This is a genomic window from Zooshikella harenae (genome assembly GCF_018837975.1).
Lineage (GTDB): Bacteria > Pseudomonadota > Gammaproteobacteria > Pseudomonadales > Zooshikellaceae > Zooshikella > Zooshikella harenae.
In genome coordinates this window covers 43,121-66,322 of the sequence record NZ_JAGSOY010000027.1, presented here as the reverse complement: position 1 = coordinate 66,322, position 23,202 = coordinate 43,121, and the positions used below count along the sequence as shown (strand labels likewise).

The following is a 23,202-nucleotide window of genomic DNA, read 5'->3' as shown; positions in this document are numbered from 1 at the left end:
GTTACCGCTGAAGAAGTGGAGCGCAGTATAAGCTATTTGCAGACTATGTCAATTGAATTCTCAATAAATCTTACATAAGAATACAGGTGTAATGTCATATAGTAGTACCCCCATCAGTTACTGTATAAAAATCAACCAAAAAGAGATAAACTCTTCGTTGTTACTTTCCATACCAATAAGAGTAGGCAATAATAAGTAGCACTATGTATCATTGACAGTAAGCTGCGTCTTTAAGCTTTTTGGCATGGGGATATCCCACTTATCGTAAAGCGCTTGTAGTTTGCCCACCTTGAACAATTCTTCAATCCTCGTATTGAATATCTTTATCAGATAACGAGAATGATCTCGGTTAACAAATGCAATAAAGGCATCCTGCTCACTTTCAAAGTCTGCAACCTCAAATCTTTCCTTATCCAACACCCCCGACTCAAACAGTTCTCGGATTTTATAAGACTTATCAATCAAGAAGTGAACCTTACCACTATCAACCAACTCGACAGCTTCGTTGTTCGTTTTAAACTCTCGTAACCTAAAGTTTCTTTTATCTTTTTCGACAAAGTTCATACCGACAGGCCAGGTTACAATTCTATTTTTAAGTAAAGCCTTACCTGTCCACTTCCAAATGACCCGCTTCTTATACACAACACTAATCTTTTCTGTATGAGTAGCATACTTGGGTAATAATAAGTCATAGCCTGTCAGTTTTGGCTGAGCAATCAGTCCATCAAGTAGCTGGTATTTTTGGTCAGCTATTTTAAGTGCTCTAGCGGAAGGCATACTAAGATGTTTTAACTCAATACCAAGTGGTTCGTATATGGTCTTTAGTAATTCCCAATAAAAACCCGAACCATCTTTACGACTAAATTTATCTCTTTCAGGCGCGGCAACTGAAACTGATCTTAACGGTTGCTCTTTAACGATATTTACCAGCTCATTGGGTTTTTGAGCAGCAAATGCCATTAGTGGCGCTGCGCCTAAAAGCATCAGAAGCCACTTTTTCATGATTTTTCCTCTAAGTCCAACTTTTACAGATAGACCAGTTGCCTCATTAATAATTCATCCTTGATTAATAAGGTTATGCTCTGCATCACTAAACAAATTATTTTTTAATGTAAGAAAACTTAGTACGGCGCTATTTATTTAAAACTCATTGCTATTTGTAACAGACTGATACTTTTAACTAAAATCATTAACGTTTTTTACTTAATGTCACCTACAAATAAATCTTCGCGTTAACTTATTTTTCTATAAAAAATGCTAATTATTAATAAGCCACACTAAAATATTTTAGTGTGGCTTATATTCTTCGCGAGTTAATATTTTTCACTGCTTATTTTCGTAAAATAAATAATGGCAGTTTTTATAGCCCATTATCCTATTTAATTCAGCTTAGGGCTGATTTGATAAATGGCTTGTCCAATTTACTTCCTCTTCAGTACGAAGCGGGCTACGCCTCCTTGCTTCAGCTCGTCTTGCTAACCACCATGCAATAAAAGCAGCAAAAGACACAACCAGAACAAAAAGCGTGGCTAGTGCATTTATTTTAGGGCTAACACCTAGCCTAACCGATGAGAAAACCACCATAGGTAATGTTGTAGAACCAGGTCCAGAGACAAAGCTTGCTATGACCAAATCATCTAAAGAGAGCGTAAATGCCAGCAACCACCCAGCAGCAATTGCCGGCGCAATGACTGGGATAGTAATGAGGAAAAAGGTTTTAAATGGCGTTGCGCCCAAATCCATTGCAGCCTCTTCAATAGAAGTATCAACTTCTCTTAGGCGTGACGATACGACAACCGCCACATAAGCAGATGAAAAAGTCACATGAGCAATCCATATGGTTAGCATACCTCGCTCAGCAGGCCAGCCAATGAGCTGTGACATAGCAACAAAGAGCAATAGTAGTGATAAACCGGTGATCACATCAGGCATAACGAGAGGCGCAGTAATCATTCCACTGAACAGAGGTTTACCTCGAAAACGATGGAAACGCGTCATCACAAACGCAGCCATCGTGCCTAGAATAACGGCCATACACGAGCTAAAAAAAGCAATCCTCAAACTCATCCAAACAGCCGACATAAGCTGGTCATCCGCAAAGAGTTCTATATACCACTTGCCAGAGAAACCCGCCCAAACGGTAACTAGTTTGGAAGCATTAAAAGAATAAAGGACAAGAATAAACATGGGTAAGTAAAGAAATAACAACCCCAAGCATAACACCACATTAGAAAACGTCAGTTTGCGGCTAGCCATACTCATCCTTCCATCTCTTTTGCTTGGTGATGGTTAAAGTAAGCAATAGGAATACTCAAAATCGCCAACATAACAATGGCCAGTGCAGCGGCAATGGGCCAGTCACGATTATTGAAAAATTCTTGCCAAAGCACCTTACCAATCATTAATGACTCCGGCCCCCCCAATAATTCAGGAATCACAAACTCACCAACAACAGGAATAAAGACCAACATTGAACCCGCTATAATGCCATTTCTGGAAAGCGGTAATGTCACCTCAAAGAAGACTTTCCATGGCTTGCATCCAAGATCTGAGGCTGCTTCCAGGAAACTATGATCAAGCTTGATAAGGTTTGCATACAAAGGCAAAACCATAAAAGGCAAGTAGGTGTACACAATGCCTACATATACTGCAAAATTTGTATTTAACATTGGGAGTGGACTATCAATCAAACCAAGCCACATAAGCAGGTTATTGATGAGTCCATTATTTTTTAAAATGCCGATCCAGGCATACACTCGAATCAAAAATGATGTCCATGAGGGTAACAGGATCAATAGCAACAGAATTGTTTGGGTACGCTGATTTGCTCGAGCCATGGCATAGGCCATAGGGTAGCCTATACACAAGCAGATCAGTGATGAAATAAACGCTATTTTGACCGAACTTAAATAAGCAGACCAGTAAAGCTCATCCTCAGACAAAAAAACATAATTGCCTAAGTTCAACAAGATTCTCAATGTATCATCAGCAAACTGAAAAATTTCCGAGTAAGGTGGTATGGCCACTTCCGCTTCAGAAAAGCTGATTTTGAGAACAATAATAAATGGCACAAAGAAGAATAACAGCAACCATAGAAATGGAACGCTGATAACTAGCGTTCTTCCTTTTGGTAGCATACGCAGAAGACACTTCATGACGTCAACACTACCCCACTACTGGATTCCCAGCTTATATATACAGACTCATCCCATGTTGGACGTCCCATACTCCGCTCAGAATTAGCCATCATTGACTGTACAATCATGCCGGAGGGTAGCTTTACATAGTAAACGGAGTGCCCACCCAAATAAGCAATATCGTGGACGATACCTTTCGACCAGTTAAACTCCTGCTCAGGATGCTCTTTGGTTATCAGCGTTTTTTCAGGCCGAACCGCCACATAGACTGTTCGCTCATCTAGCGGCGCCATAATACCGTGGTCAATATGGATTGCATTACTCAACTCTGCGGAGTTAATAATGACATGGTCAGCTTCTTCTTTGGTAATTACCCCATTAAAGATATTCACAGAGCCAATAAACTCAGCCGTCATCCGACAGTTGGGAGTTTCATAAATATCGACAGGTGTCCCTACCTGTACAATCCAACCGTCATTCATGATGCCAATTCTTTCAGCCATGGTCATGGCTTCTTCCTGGTCATGAGTCACCATAACGCAGGTCACACCCACTTCTTCCAAAATAGTTACTACTTCCAGCTGCATTTGCGTGCGCAACTTTTTATCCAAAGCCCCCATGGGCTCATCCAGTAACAATAACTTTGGTCTTTTTGCCAGACTTCTAGCTAAAGCAACCCGTTGCTTCTGACCACCTGACAGTTGATGTGGTTTCCGTTTTGCGTACTTTTCCATATGTACCAAACGCAATAATTCCTGAACACGTGCTTTTATATCTGCCTTAGGCAATTTGTCCTGCTTCAGACCAAACGCTATATTTTGTTCCACAGTCATATGAGGAAATAAAGCATATGACTGGAACATCATATTGATAGGACGCTCATAAGGAGGCAAAGATGTAATATCTTGACCATCCAAAAAAATGCGCCCCTCCGAGGGCATTTCAAATCCTGCCAACATTCTTAATAATGTTGACTTACCTGAGCCTGAACCACCCAACAAGGCAAAAATTTCACCCTTTTTTATTGTCAAGCTAACATCATCAACTGCAACCGTATCACCAAACTTTTTTGTTAAGCGATCAAGTTTTACCAGGACTTCGTTGCGCTGGGCATGATTACCATTGGTATATGTGTTACCAGATGCAATAGACATTGAACTCTCCATTGCTGGATTACTACATCCAAAATTAAGAAAGGAGAGCTGTATTAGCTCTCCCCCTAAACGTGTCTACCCTAAACTTATTTTTAGGTGACACATCAGCGTCCCGATTTCACTCTCGTCCAAGACCGAGTAATAATACGGTTGATTTTCTTGGGTAATACGACCGTTTTATATAAGTTTTTTCTGATCGCGGGAGGAGGGTATATCCCTGGGTCATTCTTAATTTCTTCATCTACGTATTCATTCGCCACCAAATTGGGGTTGGCATAAGACACATAGTTAGTGATTTGAGCAATGGCTTCAGGCTCAAGCAAGTAATTCAAAAAAGCATAAGCTTCATCTACATGCTTGGCATCTGCTGGGATTGCGAGCATATCAAACCACAACTGTGCCCCCTCTTTAGGAATAACATACTGAATAGTTATCCCATTATTAGCTTCCTCTGCTCGATCCCGTGCTTGCAAAATATCACCAGAAAAACCTATAGCCACACAGGTGTCACCATTTGCTAGATCAGCAATATATTTGGATGAGTGAAAGTAGGTTATATAGGGACGAACAGCCAGAAGGAGTTCAGTTGCCTTGACATAATCAGCCTTATTTGTGCTATTGGGGTCAAGGCCGAGGTATTTTAATGCAGCGGGAAGGATTTCTAAAGGTGCATCTAAAAAACTTACACCACAATGTGCCAGCTTTTTCATATATTTGGGGTTAAAAACCAGATCCCAGCTATCTACAGGCGCATCATCTCCTAATACTTGCTGAACTTTTTGAGGGTTATAACCAATCCCCGTTGTGCCCCACAGATAAGGAATTCCATATTTATTGCCTGGATCAGCACTTTCTGCCACTTTTTCCAGTAAGGAAGGATCTAGCTTTTTCCAATTAGGGAGCTTTGACTTATCCAAAGCTTGGTAAGCTGATGCTTTGATTTGATTCGCAAAAAAAGGGTTATCTGAAGGCACAACAATATCAAAGCCTGAACCACCCGCTAATACTTTGGCTTCCAGAACCTCATTACTGTCATACACATCATAGACAACTTTTACACCCGTTCGCTCTTCGAAGACGGGAATCGTGCTTTCTGCAATATAATCATTCCAGTTATATACGTATAACCGTGCCTTTTGCTGCTCTTCAGCAAATAGGCTTAGGCTTTGTAACACTGTAACGGTACAAATCACTCCCCATGACACTAACTTCTTGACCATCAGCCGTCCTTATCTGGTTGAATGAACACAAACCTCAAAGTGTTTACTCGTAACACACCATATTAGGGGATGGCTCGCTTTGCTTTGTAACCTCAGTGTAGAGTACGAAAAGACTCATTGCTTTTAATTGCTAATGCTAAGTTACTGACGCAACTCACCCCCAGTGTCGTGTGTAAAGAGTATTGCCACAGCATAACATTTCATCATGGTTCGTTAACATACATTAAACAAATACTTAAACTGTCATCAGTAAGTACTTACGTTCCCAAGAGCTAATAATCCGTTTAAAGTTTTCACTCTCTGCTTCTTTAACTGCTATATAAGCCCTGACAAACTTTTTACCTAACATTTCACATAGTGGCTGGCAATCATCAAGCATAATAAGCGCATGCTCAAGACTTAAAGGTAAACGCATACTTTCTGAGTCATAAGCACTACCCTCAAAAGGAGTTGTTGGATGCAAGCCTTCACTCATCCCCATATAGCCGCACAGTAAAGACCCCGCAATAGCTAAGTAAGGGTTTGCATCAGCCCCTGGTAAGCGGTTTTCAACTCGTTTACTTTCCCCATCAGAATCAGGAACACGTAGTGCCACAGTGCGATTATCAACGCCCCACTCAACATTAACTGGAGCCGACTCGCCAGGTAAAAAACGTCGATAAGAATTCACATTAGGTGCAAATAAAGGCATAGCAGAAGGCATATACTTTTGTAAGCCTGCAATATACCCATAAAGATAATCTGTATTTTCTCCATTCGCACCAGTAAAAATATTACGTAATGTTTTTTGTTCATGAATACTTTGATGCACATGCATGGCACTGCCAGGTTCATCCGATATTGGCTTAGCCATGAAGGTAGCCGTCATATTGTGCTTTAAAGCCACTTCACGCACCGTTCGTTTAAATAGAAAAACCTGATCAGCCAGCTCAAGCGGATTGCCATGACGGAAATTGATTTCCATCTGTGCCGTCCCCTCTTCATGAATAAGCGTATCCACATCTAACTGTTGTGCTTCGCAGTAGTCATAGATATCTTCAAAAAGAGGATCAAACTCATTTACAGCATCAATACTGTAAGACTGCCTACCCGTTTCCTGACGACCAGAGCGGCCTACCGGTGGTTGTAACGGATGATCAGGATTTACATTAATTTGCGTAAGATAAAACTCTAATTCTGGCGCAACAATTGGCTGCCACCCTTTGTTATAGTAAAGCTTGAGTACTTTTTTTAATAAATTACGTGGTGATAACTCTATGGGGTTTCCCTTTTTATCATAAACATCATGGATAATCTGGGCTGTTGGTTCCAGGGCCCATGGCACGAGATAAACAGCAGACTCATCAGGACGGAGACGTACATCTACTTCAGCAGGATCGATGACATCGTAATAGGGCTCCTCATCAAGATAGTCTCCTGTTACGGTTTGAATCAACACACTTTCAGGTAGACGAATTCCTTGTTCTTTACAGAACTTATCGGCAGGCATAATTTTGCCACGCGCAATACCAGTAAAATCTGATATAAGACACTCAACTTCCGTAATTTTATTTTTCTTTAACCATTGAATGACTGATTCCATACTTCAAACCTATTTAATTAGAATACATATCACTTATAACTTAGCTTAATCTTCTTCAAAGTGCCGTGAACAAACAATTCAAAGACTAAACGCGAACAACCCCGCCTCTAAATCTACAAACAAATAAGAGAAAATACAGGCATACATTTCTATCGACTTACCAGTCTCATAAACGACTTTTGTTAGACAAGTTTAAATCCACTTTGATCCTATTTCAGATTAAACAAACGTTACGATAGAAAAAACAGCTAACAAAAAACCAGCCATGAGAGGCTGGTTTTAAATTTTTCATGATCATTTAATTGCAACTTAACGACACATTATTACAGTGACAAAAAGCAGACTCCTATCAGAACACATTTGGGAGTAACATAGGTAGACGATAAAGTTGCTCTTTCTTAACTAAAAACCATTTCTGATTATTGCCACCATGAAAATCCCATAATCCAAACTCTAAAGAGCTAATATAATAATCCAGTACTAAACTTCTATTTGCCAGGTTACGAATAAACTCATTTTCGACAGCCCAACGGTTATTATCATCTTCCACACATTTCGCCGCAAAAACAACTTGACCTCGATTTATTTCTGATACCTGTAAACAAACGTCTTTATCAACTTTAGAGCGAATAAATCCATTTTTTTCAATAGCCCATAACTGATTTTTATCAGCTTGACAGTAAACGGGTTTCACAGGAAATTTATCCTCATCATCAGATTTTTCTAGTGTTACACACGCTCCCAAAGCAGAGACAATCATTATATATTTTTTATCTGGCCCAGGATCATCGTCTTTTACGGTCAATTTAAAAATAGCTGTAGCCTCTTCTCCCTGTTCATCTGATGCTCTTATAGTAACGTTAGCTACCCCCGTCATATCTTTAGCAGGTGCCATCACAATTAAGCGCTGGCTCGGAGTATCACCTTTATCAATTAAGATATTACTGTCAGGGAGTAAAGCAAGATTATCTGACTGTGCGCCAATTTTTAAGTTATCCACACCACCATCGTCATAAAAATCAACGACTAAATCATAAACCTGATTTTTCTTAATTTCTGCACTACTGACTTTCATTTCAATTTTTGGTTTTTCGTTGGTATCACTTGGGTACATCCAATTAATTGTTTTAGCATCACTCTTCGTTAAGCCGTCATAATTACCTAAATCATCTAAAGGTATATTAGGGTCCTTAGGTGAAATTGTTGGCTGGTTTCTATTTTTTGCAAATGCCCAAGCATGGTAATGCATAACAGAGTAATAATCATAGGGAGTCGCAGAGGTATCAGTATCTGACTGTTTTTGAAAGTTACCCTCCATACCACTTTGAATATTATTCCAATGGATACTGACATATTGATCTCTATCTTTGCGAGATTGTTCGTGATAAATCCCTAGAGCATGCATGAATTCATGACCCACAATTGCTCGAATAACACAACCATTGGTACTTAACGATAATCTTTGAGTTCCTCCAAGCATACCAACATAAGACCAGCAACCAGAACCATTTTCGACAACGACTCTATTTCGTTGCTGGCTATTTTCGACAAACTTAACATTTGTCATACCTTCAACATACTTTAACGCATCTCTTACCCTTTGACGGTATTGAGATGGATAACTGCTATTAAAGGAATAGTATACAACACCATTTGGCCAACGAAGTCTGGTATTCGTTGAAGGTGCACCAGATTGCGTATCTTCAGCATTAGACCAAGGTTTTACGGTCCATGGCACAATACCATTTTTTTGAATTTCCTCATGCTCACCCAGGATAATATCACCACCATAAATCGCTAAACCATCAACAATATGGTAAGTGACTGTATTATCTGTTCCCTTAATAAATGATGTCGCGGTAGGTGCATTTTGCAGTACTAACTCATTTCGCTCAAATGCAAATAACGAAGATGAAAAGAGAATACAGATAGCTGGAAGAATAAAACGCATATAGCGTTTCAATGTTATAGGCAACATAAACTGTCTCCCTGTTTAATTTAATCCTTATTAATATCTCACTCACTACATTGCAGTAATCATCTCTATAGAAAAACATTTAAAATTGCATAATTAGTTGATTTATAGCAACCTGCTTTGAAATATACACATAAAGTTGAATTACTTCTTCGACAGGTATCAGTATAGATAGGATTTAATTAAGTAAAATTTTTATATCGCAATTGATAGTAAGGCAACTAAAGCAAATTGTTATATCTTACTGGCATAGTTTTTAGACTAAATAACTATTTATAGTTATTCTATTTAAGATTATTTTTTTTATTATCTGTTCGACTAACTTGCAATATCTCCTTTAATAAAATACTGATGTCGTATAAACTCATTAATAAAAATAAGTTATAGGCATATTCCTATCGTACAAAAAATGAACGTGAGCCACTATCTACAAACTGTTAGATGTAAAAGAGCTGTTGATTCTGCACGAAATACAACTTATAGTTTTAAATAAATGCTCTACCAGCAAAGATGACCGTTCCTACAACTGAACATGAACTTCCCTTAAGTGGGATGATTTTCTCTGGCCAATCAGGGTTCAATGGTTTCAAATAACGTTGCCCACCCTCAATAACCAACTGCTTAAACGTAGCTTCATTATGGTCATCCAACCGAGCAATGATAAACGAGCCACTCCGACATTCAACATTCGGATCAATAAAGATTAAGTCATCTTCATGAAACATAGGCTCCATACTGACCCCTTGCACTCTTAACACAAAGGTATCCACACTGCATTTAACTGGACAGCACAGACGCTTTGCTTCATAGAGTTCAACCTCATCAATAGGCTGCCATGCCCCCGCCTGAACCCAACTTAGTAGCGGGTAACCCACCTCAATGTCACTATTAGCCTCAATAGTATGTTGAGACTGTTTAAGCCAGGCTGGTGGATTGATACCAAATTGTAGCCATTCAGGAGAAACCTTTAGGGCTTCAGCAAGCTTACCTAGACAGCGCGGGTTTTGAGTTAAGCCATCCTCAATCTTATAAATTGCAGCTTGAGAAATATTGATCGCACTTGCTAACTCGTCTTGTGTCAGGGAAAAATGCTCCCGAGCCAGTTTCACTCTATCGCCAATCATAATCATATTGCCTAAAAAATGTTCAACGCATATTCTTCACGAATCTCTTTCTGTATCGATGCTATTGCTCGCTAAGCTCACTATTACAATCACTTCATGCTCACGCCTCTAAAGCAGAATCAAGTCCTTATTAGAATGCGCGCATAGTACACCACATGTCCATTTTGTGACAATCATGATGAACAACTTCCAGTTGATTATAACAACTTTTAGTTGTAAAATTGAAGACTTATAATGGTACTCAAGGAAGTGAGAAACATACTTACATGACATGGAGCATATCTAAAACCAGTTATACCCAGAGCAACGGGTATAAACAGCTAGAAGAAAACAAACGTTTAACCTTTAGATGGTAACAACTACCAACACTTCCTTTTAATAATTGTTTAAAGCACAGGAGGAATAATCATGTTCTAAATTAACGTACTAAACAACTTAAAAATGAGTACATATAAGTAATACAAATGAATTGAACTTTAAAAAAATTTGACCTAATAGTAATACCTAGTTTGTATACATAAAGTGCTGTAACACACACAGATGTGAATGAGTACACTTTTGCTTACAATAATAGGTATGTTTTTTCCCTATAAGAATTTTTAGAACCATTCAGTGCTCTTCACAAAAAACAAAATGACCTATTGAATATTATATTTCGAAGAGTTCACAAGATGGCGTACTTCTTTCCCATAGAGGAATCAATTCTCGCACTTGCACTTCCTGAAGGAGGTAGCAGCACAAAGAACAGCTTATAAAAGTTCTCAGCGAGTTTACACATTACAGAAGACTATCTTACTAGGAATAACAAATGAACACACATAATACTGAACTACCAGGCTTTCTAAAAAGCGCAGCCAATATCATAGGGCTAGATGCCACCCTGACGTTAGCACAACGCTTAGGAGGTGCTCGCGTTTATATACCTCACGATGCAACTCCTGATCACCCTATTTCACTGGCAATAGGCCATGAAAGCGCCAAGCTTCTCAGTGAACATTTTTCAGGAGAAACGGTTGAACTTCCTCGTAAATCCATTTTTGTACGCTCACGTAACGCATTGATTAAAAAATATCATGATGATGGTTATCCAATTGATAAATTAGCATTAACATTTGGCATTACACGACGCCATGTCTACAATATTCTGTTCGCAAGTCATAAAAAGCATTAGCCACTTCCTATAACCAAACCGAAGGGTTTTTAGGGGCGGCCGTCAAGCAACAAAACCCCAGGAGCTGATATTAATCAGTGACTGGGGTAACAACGTCCTTCATACTTCATCCCTTTTTATCTAAAAAATTGAAGTTTTTCACCTACAAGAGTCTTTCAATATTCACTACTCTCCTAATGACTATGTCCATTGTGAATGGTTATATGCCCTTCGCTATGGGTGTATACAATATTCTCTATTTATTTTTTATAGGGAATATATTTCATAAGACTAATTGGAGAAAAAGATGCAGCCACATACTATACCGCATGGGCACTGGCAGCTTGATAAAACAGTCAATATGACTCACATCATCAGTACCGTGACTGTTATTATTTCACTATTTGTTTGGGGAGGAACCATTGACAAGCGGATTGACCAAAACAATCAAAATATTCAGCATATTACTGAGCTTATTGCGCTTGAAAAAAACAGGGTGAATGAAATCACAGATGATATGAAAAATGATATCCGGTCATTAGATGATAAAACTGATCGCCTCATTCGTCCATAGCTTAATTCACCAACCTAAGAGTATTTCAATAATGAAATAATATTAAGTTAATCCACTACCTTGACCTCCTTTTTCATTGAGATGTTTAACAATTTGATTAATCACTGGCCAGCGATTATTACACCACTCTGGTGCTAATAATGTTGGCCGTTTTGCTGTCGCTGATACTCGATGAAATACTATATCTTTTGGCGTCTGTCGGATCATTTCAGCAGCAATTTCTGCATATTCATCAGCAGTGAGTGTTGATAGCAATCCATTTTTCCACTGTTTAGCCATTTGACTTCCTTTAACCACCATTAAAGGATGCAACTTTAAACCTTCACAGCCTAAATCAATCACCCTGGACAAAGTATCAAAACTTGTTTGAGCAGATTCACCTGGTAAACCTACAATCAAATGTGTACAAATATTAAGCTTATACTGTTGTATTCGTTTGACGGCATCACTATATGCTGCAAAATTATGTCCTCGGTTAATACGCTGCAAAGTAACGTCATTTGCAGTTTGTAATCCAAGCTCTAACCAAACTTCATAACCTTGTTGTTGATAACTTGAAAGTAATGACAAAACACTTTCAGGAAGACAGTCAGGCCGAGTTCCAACACATAGGCCAACAATATTGTTGCTCTGTAATGCCTCTTCATACATTTGCTGCAAAGCCGACACTTCAGCATAGGTATTTGTATAAGCTTGAAAATAGGCTAAATATTTTTTAGCTCGCACATTTTCTTTTGCTGAGCTTAACTGCTCACTTATGTTTTTATTTGTCTTTACTTCACTATTAAATGAAGCATTATTACAAAATGTGCAGCCACCAATGCCAAGGGTGCCATCACGGTTTGGACAGGTAAATCCAGCATGAATTGACAGTTTATGGACCTTCTCATTAAAACGCTGGCGTAGATACTGCCCAAATGTATAAACGTACTGATCTAACTGCATGTAGTTTTCCAAAGGCGTTATAGCTAAATAAAAACACGCTATGATACAGAGAACAGTAAAATTTAGTTTGACCTAAAGCATTTTGAATAGACTATCTAAATAGTTAATATTTTATTTATTTAGATAGAAACAAGCTTGTTTCAAAGAGACCTAACAACTAATAACTCATTGAATATCAATGAGTTATGAATATGGCATAGAATTAGCTTTATCGCGCTTATATTTTTAACAAGCGACAATACTTTTACACACAGTGAGTAATAGCACCCAGCGATTACATAACGAGTGAAGAAGTGATCAAGATGTTTAATCAATGAAAATTCACTAATGACCACAATAATGACAGAAAAAGAAATACACATACCTGAAGTCGCTTTAATACTACTGGTAGGTACTTCAGGTGCAGGAAAAAGTACCTTTGCTCGAAAACACTTTTTATCAACAGAAATATTATCCTCAGATGCTTGTCGAGGCCTCGTCGCTGATGATGAGAATGCACAGGATGCCTCTGCAGATGCCTTTGATGTACTTCATCTCATTGCAGAACGTAGATTACGGCGTGGGCTGCTGACGGTAGTGGACGCTACCAATGTTCAAGAATCAGCACGACGCTCTTTACTTCGAGTCGCTCGCAAACAGCATTGTTTAGCCCAGGCTATTGTTTTGGATATTGCTGAATCCACTTGTCTAGAACGTAACAAAACGCGTCCAGACCGTGATTTTGGTCCTCATGTCATTCGTAATCAAGCCCGTCAGTTGCGGCGTTCAATGCGCCAACTTAAACGGGAAGGTTTTTCACAGGTCCATATTTTAAAAAGCGAAGAAGATATCAATCGGGTTAGCTTCAAACGCGTTCCGCTATGGACGGATAAACGAAATGAGACGGGGCCCTTTGATATTATTGGAGATATCCACGGTTGCTTTAATGAGTTAGTCACGCTCTTAACAAAGCTGGGATATCATGTAGATCAAAATACTTCAGATCCTGCTTATCCTTATTCAATTACTCCCCCCGCTCAACGCAAAGCTATTTTTGTTGGAGACCTTGTTGATCGTGGCCCGAAAAACCCTGAGGTTTTACGCTTAGTCATGTCAATGGTTCACCAAGGACATGCGCTTTGTGTGAGTGGTAATCATGATGACAAGCTCAAACGTAAGCTGGAAGGCCGACAAGTGAAGGTTAACCATGGCTTGGAGCAAACACTGGCACAATTAGAAAATCAGCCAGAAGCATTTATACAACAAGTTTCCAGCTTTTTAGATGGCTTAATAAGCCACTATGTACTGGATAATGGTCGTTTAGTGGCTGCTCACGCCGGTATGAAAGAGCACTACCAAGGCCGAGCCTCTGGAACTGTGCGAGCTTTTGCCCTCTATGGTGAAACCACAGGAGAAACAGATGAGTATGGCTTACCTGTTCGTTATGAGTGGGCGAACGACTATCGGGGTAAAGCACTTGTGGTCTATGGACACACCCCCACTATTGAGCCTGAGTTCTTCAATAATACAATATGTATTGATACCGGATGTGTATTTGGTGGCAAGCTAACCGCACTTCGTTATCCTGAACGTGAGCTTGTCAGTGTTCCAGCATCACAAGTTTATTACGAACCTTCTCGTCCTTTATTTGAAGAGCAAGATACACGCTCCCTTCAACATCGTCATGATGATGTACTTAACATAAGTGATGTACAGGGTAAGCGTTTTATTACTACCCCACTGCGTAACAAAATTTGTATTGAAGAGCAGTACGCTGCCGCAGCGCTGGAAACCCTGAGTCGATTCACCGTAAACCCTAAGTGGATAAACTATTTGCCCCCGACTATGTCACCAGCCCAAGCCAGTGAACACGCTGATTTATTAGAAGATCCTCAACAAGCACTGGATTATTTCCAACAAATGGAAGTAGAAACGGTGATTTGCCAGGAAAAGCACATGGGGTCACGTGCAATTGTACAAATTTGTAAAACACCCGATGTCTCTCGTCGTGTATTTGGTATTCAAAGTGAAGCCATTGGTTGTTGCTATACACGCACAGGACGACGATTTTTTAATGACGACGTATTAGAGCAAGCATTTTTACTTGAGGTACAGCAAGCCGTCACAGACGCAGGCTTGTGGGATACACTTAATACAGACTGGTTGACTCTTGATTGCGAGCTGATGCCCTGGTCATTCAAAGCATCAGAATTAATCCGTCAGCAATATGCTGCCGTAGGTTGTGCAGGAAATAATGTTTTACCTGTCGCCAATCAGCTTCTTGAGCAAGCAGCATTAAGAGGTGTTGATTTAAATGGCTTAAACCAACGCATTGCAACACACCAACAGCATATCAGTAGCTTTAGACAAGCTTATCAACAGTATTGTTGGTCGGTGAGTGAAGTGAGTCAGCTAAAACTGGCCCCTTTTCATATTATGGCCAGTGAAGGCGCAATGCATACAGATAAAAATCACCAATGGCATATGGCGCATATTAGTGATCTGGCTAAAGCCAGTAAAGGCCTTATTCAAGCGACAGATTATCGCATTATCCATCCTGTAGAAGAGCATGAGTGCCAAGCAGTCACCCAGTGGTGGCAAGGCTTACTCGAAAAGGGATCAGAAGGCATTGTGATCAAACCCATAGACTTTGTCAGTCATACCAATGTGGGTCTCGTTCAACCTGCGCTTAAAGTACGCGGCAAACAGTATCTACGTTTAATCTATGGTCCAAACTACGATGCACCCGAAAATTTAGCGCGCTTAAAAAAACGAGGGTTAGGTAAAAAACGTCGTCTTGCGATTAAAGAGTTTTCGTTAGGACTAGCAGCCTTGCAACGCTTTGTGGGTCAAGAGCCTTTGCGGCGTGTGCATGAATGCATTTTAGGTTTGATCGCATTATCTGCAGAACCTGTTGATCCACGTTTATAAGCCTGTTGGAGTCTTTACGATGTTATTAACCCTATCTTTACAAAGTGATCCTGAAAACAATATTAATGCGACGGACTTGAGCTACCTGCTACATAAACATCCAGATCGTACCCACAGCTTTTCATTAAGTCACAATACAGCGCATGTCTTCTACCCTCAATATGATGAGGATCAATGCCAGGTCGCTCTGCTACTTGAGGTGGATGCCATTGGCTTAGTCCGGACTTTTCGTGGACCCATGTCATCCAAACAACTTACTCACTATCTAAATGATCGGCCTTATACCGCGAACTCATTTATGAGCGTGGCACTGGCAAGAGCTTTTCGTTCTGCAATGGGAGGTCGTAGCAAAGAGCGTAAAGAATTAGTGGACTGCAAACTTCCATTAACAGTTCATATCCCGGTATTACCCTGTCGAGGAGGGCAACCCGTTTTAGAAAAGTTGTTTTCTCCACTTGGCTATCATATCACTGCAGAACCCATTGCCTTAGATAATCAATTTTCAGAATGGGATCATAGTCACTATTATCAGGTCACATTAAAAAACAAATGTCGTTTAGTCGATTTACTCTCGCATTTGTATGTTTTAATGCCCGTGCTTGATAATGACAAACATTACTGGGTAAGTGCTGATGAAATTGAAAAATTATTATTACGTGGGGGTGAGTGGTTAGCGCAACATCCCGCCAAAGAATTTATATCACTACGTTATTTAAAGCATAAAAAGCACTATGCTCAAATTGCTTTGGCCGCATTGGCACCAGAACAAATTGATGCAGAGGAAAAAGCCGATCAAGCTGAAGCCGAACTTGAAAAACCGCAGACATTAAATCAACAACGACAGCAAAAAGTGATTGATACTTTACTTGCACATCAGGTTCAATCCATTCTTGATTTAGGTTGTGGTGAAGGTAAATTAATGAAATTACTGGCAAGCCATACACAATTTAAATCCATTGTTGGTGTTGATGTTTCATCCCAAGCATTAGATCGAGCTAGTAGCCGGCTACGCTTAGAATATTGGTCTGAAAGACAACAGCACCGTATACAGCTTTGGCATGGCTCAGCATTCTACAGTGATACCCGTTGGACATCATTTGATGCCATTTGCTGTATAGAAATGATTGAGCATATGGATGAAGATCGACTGGAAGCATTTATTGAAAATGTCTTTAACATTGCACAACCCAAACTGGTCATCATCACCACCCCTAATCAGGAATATAATGTAGTATTTGGTTTAACTGAAACCCAACGTAGACACAATGACCACCGCTTTGAATGGACGCGAGCAGAATTCACTACATGGTGTCAGTGCATTGTGGATAACTATGATTATCAGGTAACGCTCGAAGGCATTGGAGAGAATAACTCAACCTTCGGCCATCCAACGCAAATGGCAGTATTTACAAGCAGTACATAATATTCCTTTAGTGAAGAGTTATCTTATGAGCAGTACAACCCAGCAATTAATGAAAAAAAACCTGCTGCCGGGTATTCCTCCATTTTTGAGTGACGCAGTACATTACGAAGTCATCATGGGCTCCATGGCCTATGGTGTTTCAAATGATAGCTCAGATATGGATGTTTATGGATTTGCGATTCCACCTAAATCTGACATATTTCCTCACTTACGAGGTGAAATCCCTGGCTTTGATTTAGCACAACCTAAGTTTCAACAGTATCAGCAACACCATATTTATGATTCATCCGCATTAGGCGGACGTGGTCGAGAATACGATCTTACCATTTACTCTATTGCTAAATATTTCCGCTTACTCATGGATAACAACCCAAATATAGTGGATAGTCTGTATGTTCCTCGCAACTGCATTTTACATAGTACCGCAGTGGGTGAACGTGTTCGTGAACAACGCAAACTGTTTTTACATAAAGGATGTTGGGCAAAATTTAAAGGTTACGCTTATGCACAAATGCATAAAATGAAAACCAAACAACCCGAAGGCAAACGAGCCAAAATGGTTGAGCAGTATGGTTATGATGTTAAATTTGCCTATCATGTTGTCCGCTTACTCTTAGAAGTTGAACAGCTACTCATCGAGCAAGACATGGACTTAACCCTTCACAAAGAACAATTAAAATCGATTCGTCGTGGCGAATGGGAAATACAACAAGTTGAAGAATTTTTTATTAAAAAAGAACAGCATTTAGAAAAGTGCTACGAACAAAGTGAATTACCCTTTAAAGCTGATCAAAATGCCATTCGACAACTATTACTGGAATGCTTAGAAATGCATTATGGCAGCCTTAGTGAATGTATTAGCCAACCGGGTTTGGCCGAAGCCACGCTGGAACAAATACAGTTGCTTATAAATCAGTATCAACAGCGAATAAAATAGCCCCTGCTAACTTTTTAACCCCCTCCTAACCTCCCCCTTTAAAAAGGGGTGGGGATTAGTGGTTAGAGTTTGGCGCTTCAATATCCCGCTCTGAAAAAAGTGGATAACCATCAGGCCTGTTATCATTCAACCTTGTTCTGAAATTACTATCTTTTAAAGGTATAGTCGCTTTACCATAATCAAAGCTATTTAATTTATTGCGCATTTCTCGATTAACAATACCATTACCTATTAATTCGTACCAACTCACTATAGTGGGTGTCACAAATTGACCATAGGGATTTTCAGCAATTTCATTAGACTTTGCAAAACGCATTGCATGTGTAGAAATACCATCTTTATGATAAACAAACTTCACATGAGTCCCTTCAAAAGGCACTTTTGAAACTAGCTTTGTGTATAATTTTCCATGCGCGCTGTAACTTGCATGAGTGATTTTACCGTTGGTAGTCCAAATAGCGACATGCTCCCAATCATGGCGATGACCAAAAACATCTATCCACGCTGCCACCTGATCTTTTTCAAAATATAATGCGTAAAAATGACCACAAAATTGATCCTTGCCTGATGTTGTGCAAGCATATCGATGAAGTGTATTTGAAGTATTTATAAAATTGTTGTCATCACAACCTTCTGCAAGCCCACCCGAGTTTTTTAAGCCAGGGTTTTTTCGTCCATCTCGACTGATCCCTGCCGCTGGTAGACAGCCATCAGTATCAAAGTCAAAAACAGGCTCTTGAGAGTTTATAATATTGTTAGCAGGTAACGCTTGATCAAGCTTATTAAAGTCATCCGCATGAGTCATCGTAACTAACAACGCACTCATTATAACAGGTATAGGTGCAGATTTAATACTCATTTAAAAGGTTCCTTTGTAAACGATAAGTTATGTTCAAAGGGCTCTAGTTATTATTCTTATAATAAAAAGATAACTTAATAGTGGCTTAGCTGGTGATATTCATACGCTATCATCAACAACTAAACTATATTATATATGCCACTACAAACAAGTTATAAAGGGTATTAAAATGTATATCATTTAATAAATTATTTATGTTACGTTCACTTCATAATTTTTATTGTAATAACATAAATACATTTACAATTTCATTACCCCATAATAAAAACAGTTACTCTAAGTATCATTTAAAATTTATTATAAACAAATCAAAATAGAAATAATTATTACAACTTTTTACTTGATCACAACTAACTAACAAAAAAGCAAGTAAAGCTAGTAAATATCAGTCAGCATGTAACAATCTAATTACAAAATAACGTTATTCTTTTATCATCTTCGTTACAAGGTGCCCACTTTAATGGAAATGCAACTAAAGTCCATAATAGCGATATGCTTAACAAGTACATACATTGGTGCATGCGTTTCAAATGACTCACAGCCCATAAAAAAATTAGAAATTGAGTGCCGAGCTTCTCAAACTATAAAGCAAACCAAAGCAGCTATTAGTGGTTTAACGTTAATAGGTACCTCTATAGCTGATGAAAATTTTGCCACTTCAGCAGCAGAGATTGTCAGCTACGATAGTTGTACAGACAAACTCTATGTGGTCAATGCACAGGCTAAGCAAGTAGATATCATAAGCTTGAATGATCAAGACAAGCCTTATTCTACAGGCGCGATAAATCTTCAATCAGCAGGTAAACATGCAGGCATTAAAATTGGTGCAGCAAATAGCGTTGCAACACATCAAGGACTGATTGCCGTTGCTATTGAAAATGCTAATAAACAAGCACGTGGCATCATCGGTTTATATCGTTCAGATACGCTAACACTGATCAATACATTTCCTGCTGGTGCTCTACCTGATATGGTCAGTTTTTCAAAAGACGGTCGCTATATTGCTACTGCCAATGAAGGGGAACCAAGTTCAAACTATCAAGTAGATCCAGAAGGAAGTATTACCCTTGTCGATTTAATCCGTGGACCATTTAATGCAGAAATCAAACAAATTAACTTTAAGGCATTTAATGTAGGTAATTCTCGCCATCATGAGCTACCCAACACTGTGCGTATTTCCGGCCCTAATGCTTCTATTGCTCAAGACCTTGAGCCAGAGTATTTAACTTTTACTGATAAAGGAAAGCTTTTTGTTTCATTACAAGAAAATAATGCACTTGCTAAGGTGGATGTAAAATCGGCACGCGTCGAAGCTATTTTAGTCCTGGGTAGTAAATCATGGGCATCCTATGCGTTAGATGCTTCTAATAAAGATAAAGTAGCAGGTAATCTTAAATACTATCCACAACTTGAAAGCCTATACATGCCTGACAGCATTGCCAGTTACACTGCTAATGGCAAAACGTATATTGTAACGGCAAACGAAGGTGATGGACGGGAATATGGTTTTACCACCACTCAGCATATATGTGATCAATTAGGCTACTCTTGGGATAGTGAGGATTTCAAAGGCACTAATGACTACACCACCAAAGAAAGTTTTTGTATTGCTCACTCAGATGAAATACGTGGCAAAGAACTTAATATCGCGAAAGACCACCCGTTAGCAAAATTACTTAAAGATAAGAAAAAGCTTGGCAGACTCAAGCTTGTTAAACACAATGAAAAAATTCCCGCCAACAAACCAGTAAAATTATTTGGCGCCCGTTCTTTTTCCATTTGGGATGAACAGGGTCAGCTTGTTTATGATAGTGGTGATGACTTTGCAAAAATTGTCTTAACCAGCGAAAAACAACACTTTAATAGCACTAATGACAACAATGATAGCGGTGATGACCGTAGTGATGATAAAGGTGTAGAACCAGAGGCTATTGAAGTCGCTTATATTAATGGTAGCCATTACGCATTTATTGGTTTAGAACGGCAAGGGGGCATCATGGTTTACGATATTTCTAACCCTACAATGGCTAAATTTATTACTTATGTTAATAATCGTAACTACCAAGAAAGTGTTTGTATCAAAGTTGATGATGGTGAATGTGATAACGGCATTTATAACCCTAAAGCCGGAGATCTTGGTCCAGAATCAATAGAATATTTCCAGCGCAATGAGCAACATTTTCTTGCCGTTGGCAATGAGGTGAGTGGTACCACGTCTGTTTATCAAATAAGTTTCTAAAAACCGTATATTATTAACTTGTGTTTGAAAAACGGATATGTAGTTTTTAACCATATAGAGTAGAGGGCATCTCTAAAAATAGTGTTTTTTTTGTGAGAGCCCAGCTACATAACACCCATAACCAAGGGTAAGCGTTATAGATAACCTACATAAGATTGATTAGCAAAAAATAAAACCTATGATTTCTGGCCAAAATGAGTTTTTTCTTCCTCCAAATAGCGTTCTTCATCAAGCGTTGATGCACGCCCTAGCGTGTTATTACGATGGGGAAAGCGACCAAATTGCTCAATAATCTCTAAGTGTTGCACAGCATAATCATAGAATGACTGCATCTGGGAATACAAAGAAGATGAAGGCTCAACTTCATCCGCAATTTCTTTAAACAGTTTCACGGCCTGTTGTTGATCAGCCAGACTTTCAGAGTGTTCATATGGCATATAGCAGAAAACACGCATTAGGTATGGTAGCTGTTTGTCTTGCCCTGATTGTACGGCCTGTTTAGCATGATTTAACGCAATAGCATCATATTTAAATGCATTCGATGTTGAGCGATAAATATTTCTCGGGATTTGGTCTAACAAGATGATTAGTGCCAACCGTCCCTCTGCGCTATCTTCCCAATTATTAAGCATGCCATCTGCTGCTGCAAATACCGATGGTTCAAATTTGTTACGAAACTCATAGTCATCATCAGCTGCGGCATTAAACCATTTGTTACGTATTTCTGAAGAAGTATTACCCTCTGAATCTAATTCACCAAACCAAGTAGTAATAACGTCATTAGGTTGCTTTTCTTTCATACTTATTGCTCCAGACAGTAGTAAATAAACAACTTGTTTGGTATTAATAGATCCTGCACAAAGTTAATATCAATAATGGATATACAGGATAAAGCATAAATCGTTAGTATTACATAACGGACTATTAGGTGGTCAATTCAATGAGTACGAGCAAAAAATCACCTATTCTATACTGGATTTTTGGCTTGCTGGTACTAGCGGGTGTAGTGAATGCTATCTATTACACTTTCTACTATGCCAGTGCACCTACCCACTTTGCGATGGGGAATGGTCGCTTGGAAGCTAATGATGTCCACATTGCCAGCAAACTCCCTGGGCGTATAGAACGGGTCACCGTCAAGGAAGGAGATAAAGTTGTTGAAAATCAGCTTGTTGTAAAAATGGATACCAAAACACTTGAAGCTCAACTCAAACAAGCGGATTCACAAATATTAAAAGCAAAAGTCGAACGTCAACGAGCAATGGCAGTTGTTGAAGAACGGAATAGTGAATGTAAGTACGCCAAAAAACAGCTACAAAGAACACAAGACCTTATCCAACGCAAATTTGCTTCTGAAGATGATTTAGATACAGCTCAACTTAAAGTTGAAACAACTCAAGCTGTATGTGCAGCTGCAGAAGCGATGGTTGAAGTTGCAGATGCGTCGATACAAGCAGCACAAGCCTCTGCAGAACGTCTTCAAGTTGATTTAGAAGACAGTAGCATTACTTCCCCCGTTTCTGGCAGAGTACTCTATCGCATTGCAGAACCTGGTGAAATTGTTGCTAGTGGCAGTAAAATTTTAACCATAATCGATTTGTCAGATGTTTATATGACGGTCTTTTTAAGTGAGGCTGATGCAGGTAAGGTAAGTGTGGGAAGTGATGCACGTATTATTTTAGATGCTTTCCAAGACTTACACATCCCTGCTAAGGTCAGCTTTATTTCCCCTCTAGCTCAATTTACTCCTAAGGTCGTAGAAACCCGAGAAGAACGGAGCAAGTTACGCTTTAGAATTAAAGTACGTGTAAACAACGCTTTTTTACAAGACCATATTGATCTAATCAAACCTGGTATGCCAGGTATGGCTTATATAAAGCTCAATTCTGAAGCAAAATGGTCGGATATTCTTTGACGTTAGGTCTTACTAAAAGCTATTTAGAAAATAGCTGAGTGTAATCTTTCTTGTACTA

General features: G+C 39.1%; 18 protein-coding genes. 7 read left to right on the top strand and 11 right to left on the bottom strand.

All coding sequences use genetic code 11. The features are described from left to right. Positions 1-201 precede the first annotated feature (201 nt). The 8 genes from KCG35_RS12850 to KCG35_RS12815 all read right to left on the bottom strand — a co-directional run bounded on the left by KCG35_RS12850 (position 202) and on the right by KCG35_RS12815 (position 10,192). Positions 202-1,002, bottom strand: a complete 801-nt coding sequence (locus tag KCG35_RS12850) for a transporter substrate-binding domain-containing protein (RefSeq protein ID WP_215820107.1) — start codon at positions 1,000-1,002, stop codon at positions 202-204. 387 nt (positions 1,003-1,389) lie between these two features. After that, positions 1,390-2,262, bottom strand: coding sequence for an ABC transporter permease subunit (locus KCG35_RS12845; RefSeq protein WP_304956752.1), 873 nt, complete (start codon positions 2,260-2,262; stop codon positions 1,390-1,392). Continuing rightward, positions 2,259-3,155: an ABC transporter permease subunit gene (locus tag KCG35_RS12840; protein ID WP_215820105.1), complete on the bottom strand. Its 897-nt coding sequence runs from the start codon at positions 3,153-3,155 to the stop codon at positions 2,259-2,261. The genes KCG35_RS12845 and KCG35_RS12840 overlap by 4 nt, the downstream gene beginning before the upstream one ends. Next, complete coding sequence (potA, locus tag KCG35_RS12835; RefSeq protein ID WP_215820104.1) at positions 3,152-4,291, bottom strand: polyamine ABC transporter ATP-binding protein; 1,140 nt, start codon at positions 4,289-4,291, stop codon at positions 3,152-3,154. The genes KCG35_RS12840 and potA overlap by 4 nt, the downstream gene beginning before the upstream one ends. Positions 4,292-4,395: 104 nt before the next feature. After that, positions 4,396-5,511: a polyamine ABC transporter substrate-binding protein gene (locus KCG35_RS12830; RefSeq protein ID WP_215820103.1), complete on the bottom strand. Its 1,116-nt coding sequence runs from the start codon at positions 5,509-5,511 to the stop codon at positions 4,396-4,398. A 235-nt stretch (positions 5,512-5,746) separates the two neighbouring features. Then, positions 5,747-7,093 (bottom strand): glutamine synthetase family protein, encoded by a 1,347-nt coding sequence (locus tag KCG35_RS12825; RefSeq protein ID WP_215820102.1) that lies wholly within the window; start codon positions 7,091-7,093, stop codon positions 5,747-5,749. Positions 7,094-7,442: 349 nt separating this feature from the next. Continuing rightward, the gene (locus tag KCG35_RS12820) at positions 7,443-9,071 is read right to left on the bottom strand and encodes a M12 family metallopeptidase (protein WP_215820101.1); all 1,629 of its coding nucleotides are present in this window, start codon (positions 9,069-9,071) and stop codon (positions 7,443-7,445) included. A 482-nt stretch (positions 9,072-9,553) separates the two neighbouring features. Then, positions 9,554-10,192, bottom strand: coding sequence for a LexA family protein (locus tag KCG35_RS12815; RefSeq protein ID WP_230409174.1), 639 nt, complete (start codon positions 10,190-10,192; stop codon positions 9,554-9,556). An 808-nt stretch (positions 10,193-11,000) separates the two neighbouring features. Between KCG35_RS12815 and KCG35_RS12810 the strand changes: the two genes are divergently transcribed. Continuing rightward, positions 11,001-11,363, top strand: coding sequence for a Mor transcription activator family protein (locus KCG35_RS12810; protein ID WP_215820100.1), 363 nt, complete (start codon positions 11,001-11,003; stop codon positions 11,361-11,363). 286 nt (positions 11,364-11,649) lie between these two features. After that, positions 11,650-11,916 (top strand): hypothetical protein, encoded by a 267-nt coding sequence (locus KCG35_RS12805; RefSeq protein WP_215820099.1) that lies wholly within the window; start codon positions 11,650-11,652, stop codon positions 11,914-11,916. 42 nt (positions 11,917-11,958) lie between these two features. Here KCG35_RS12805 and mnmL read toward each other — a convergent pair whose 3' ends face one another. Beyond that, positions 11,959-12,861 (bottom strand): tRNA modification radical SAM protein MnmL/YtqA, encoded by a 903-nt coding sequence (gene mnmL / locus KCG35_RS12800; protein WP_215820098.1) that lies wholly within the window; start codon positions 12,859-12,861, stop codon positions 11,959-11,961. Between the two features lie 327 nt (positions 12,862-13,188). Here mnmL and KCG35_RS12795 point away from each other — a divergent pair, with 327 nt between their 5' ends. Genes KCG35_RS12795 through KCG35_RS12785 form a run of 3 tightly spaced genes read left to right on the top strand, consistent with a single transcriptional unit; the run spans position 13,189 to position 18,131 of the window. Continuing rightward, positions 13,189-15,771, top strand: coding sequence for a polynucleotide kinase-phosphatase (locus tag KCG35_RS12795; protein WP_215820097.1), 2,583 nt, complete (start codon positions 13,189-13,191; stop codon positions 15,769-15,771). A gap of 19 nt (positions 15,772-15,790) precedes the next feature. Further along, positions 15,791-17,194, top strand: coding sequence for a 3' terminal RNA ribose 2'-O-methyltransferase Hen1 (locus tag KCG35_RS12790; protein ID WP_215820096.1), 1,404 nt, complete (start codon positions 15,791-15,793; stop codon positions 17,192-17,194). A gap of 25 nt (positions 17,195-17,219) precedes the next feature. Beyond that, the gene (locus KCG35_RS12785; RefSeq protein ID WP_215820095.1) at positions 17,220-18,131 is read left to right on the top strand and encodes a nucleotidyltransferase domain-containing protein; all 912 of its coding nucleotides are present in this window, start codon (positions 17,220-17,222) and stop codon (positions 18,129-18,131) included. A 55-nt stretch (positions 18,132-18,186) separates the two neighbouring features. On the opposite strand, the gene KCG35_RS12780 is transcribed toward KCG35_RS12785, so the two are convergent. Next, entirely contained in the window at positions 18,187-18,990 is an 804-nt protein-coding gene (locus KCG35_RS12780; RefSeq protein WP_215820094.1) for an NPP1 family protein, read from the bottom strand. Positions 18,991-19,450: 460 nt separating this feature from the next. Here KCG35_RS12780 and KCG35_RS12775 point away from each other — a divergent pair, with 460 nt between their 5' ends. Beyond that, positions 19,451-21,229, top strand: a complete 1,779-nt coding sequence (locus tag KCG35_RS12775; RefSeq protein WP_215820093.1) for a choice-of-anchor I family protein — start codon at positions 19,451-19,453, stop codon at positions 21,227-21,229. A 176-nt stretch (positions 21,230-21,405) separates the two neighbouring features. Here the strand turns inward: KCG35_RS12775 and KCG35_RS12770 are convergent, their stop codons facing one another. After that, positions 21,406-22,029, bottom strand: coding sequence for a DUF924 family protein (locus tag KCG35_RS12770; RefSeq protein ID WP_215820092.1), 624 nt, complete (start codon positions 22,027-22,029; stop codon positions 21,406-21,408). Between the two features lie 140 nt (positions 22,030-22,169). Between KCG35_RS12770 and KCG35_RS12765 the strand changes: the two genes are divergently transcribed. Beyond that, positions 22,170-23,144 (top strand): HlyD family secretion protein, encoded by a 975-nt coding sequence (locus KCG35_RS12765; protein ID WP_215820091.1) that lies wholly within the window; start codon positions 22,170-22,172, stop codon positions 23,142-23,144. Positions 23,145-23,202 lie beyond the last annotated feature (58 nt).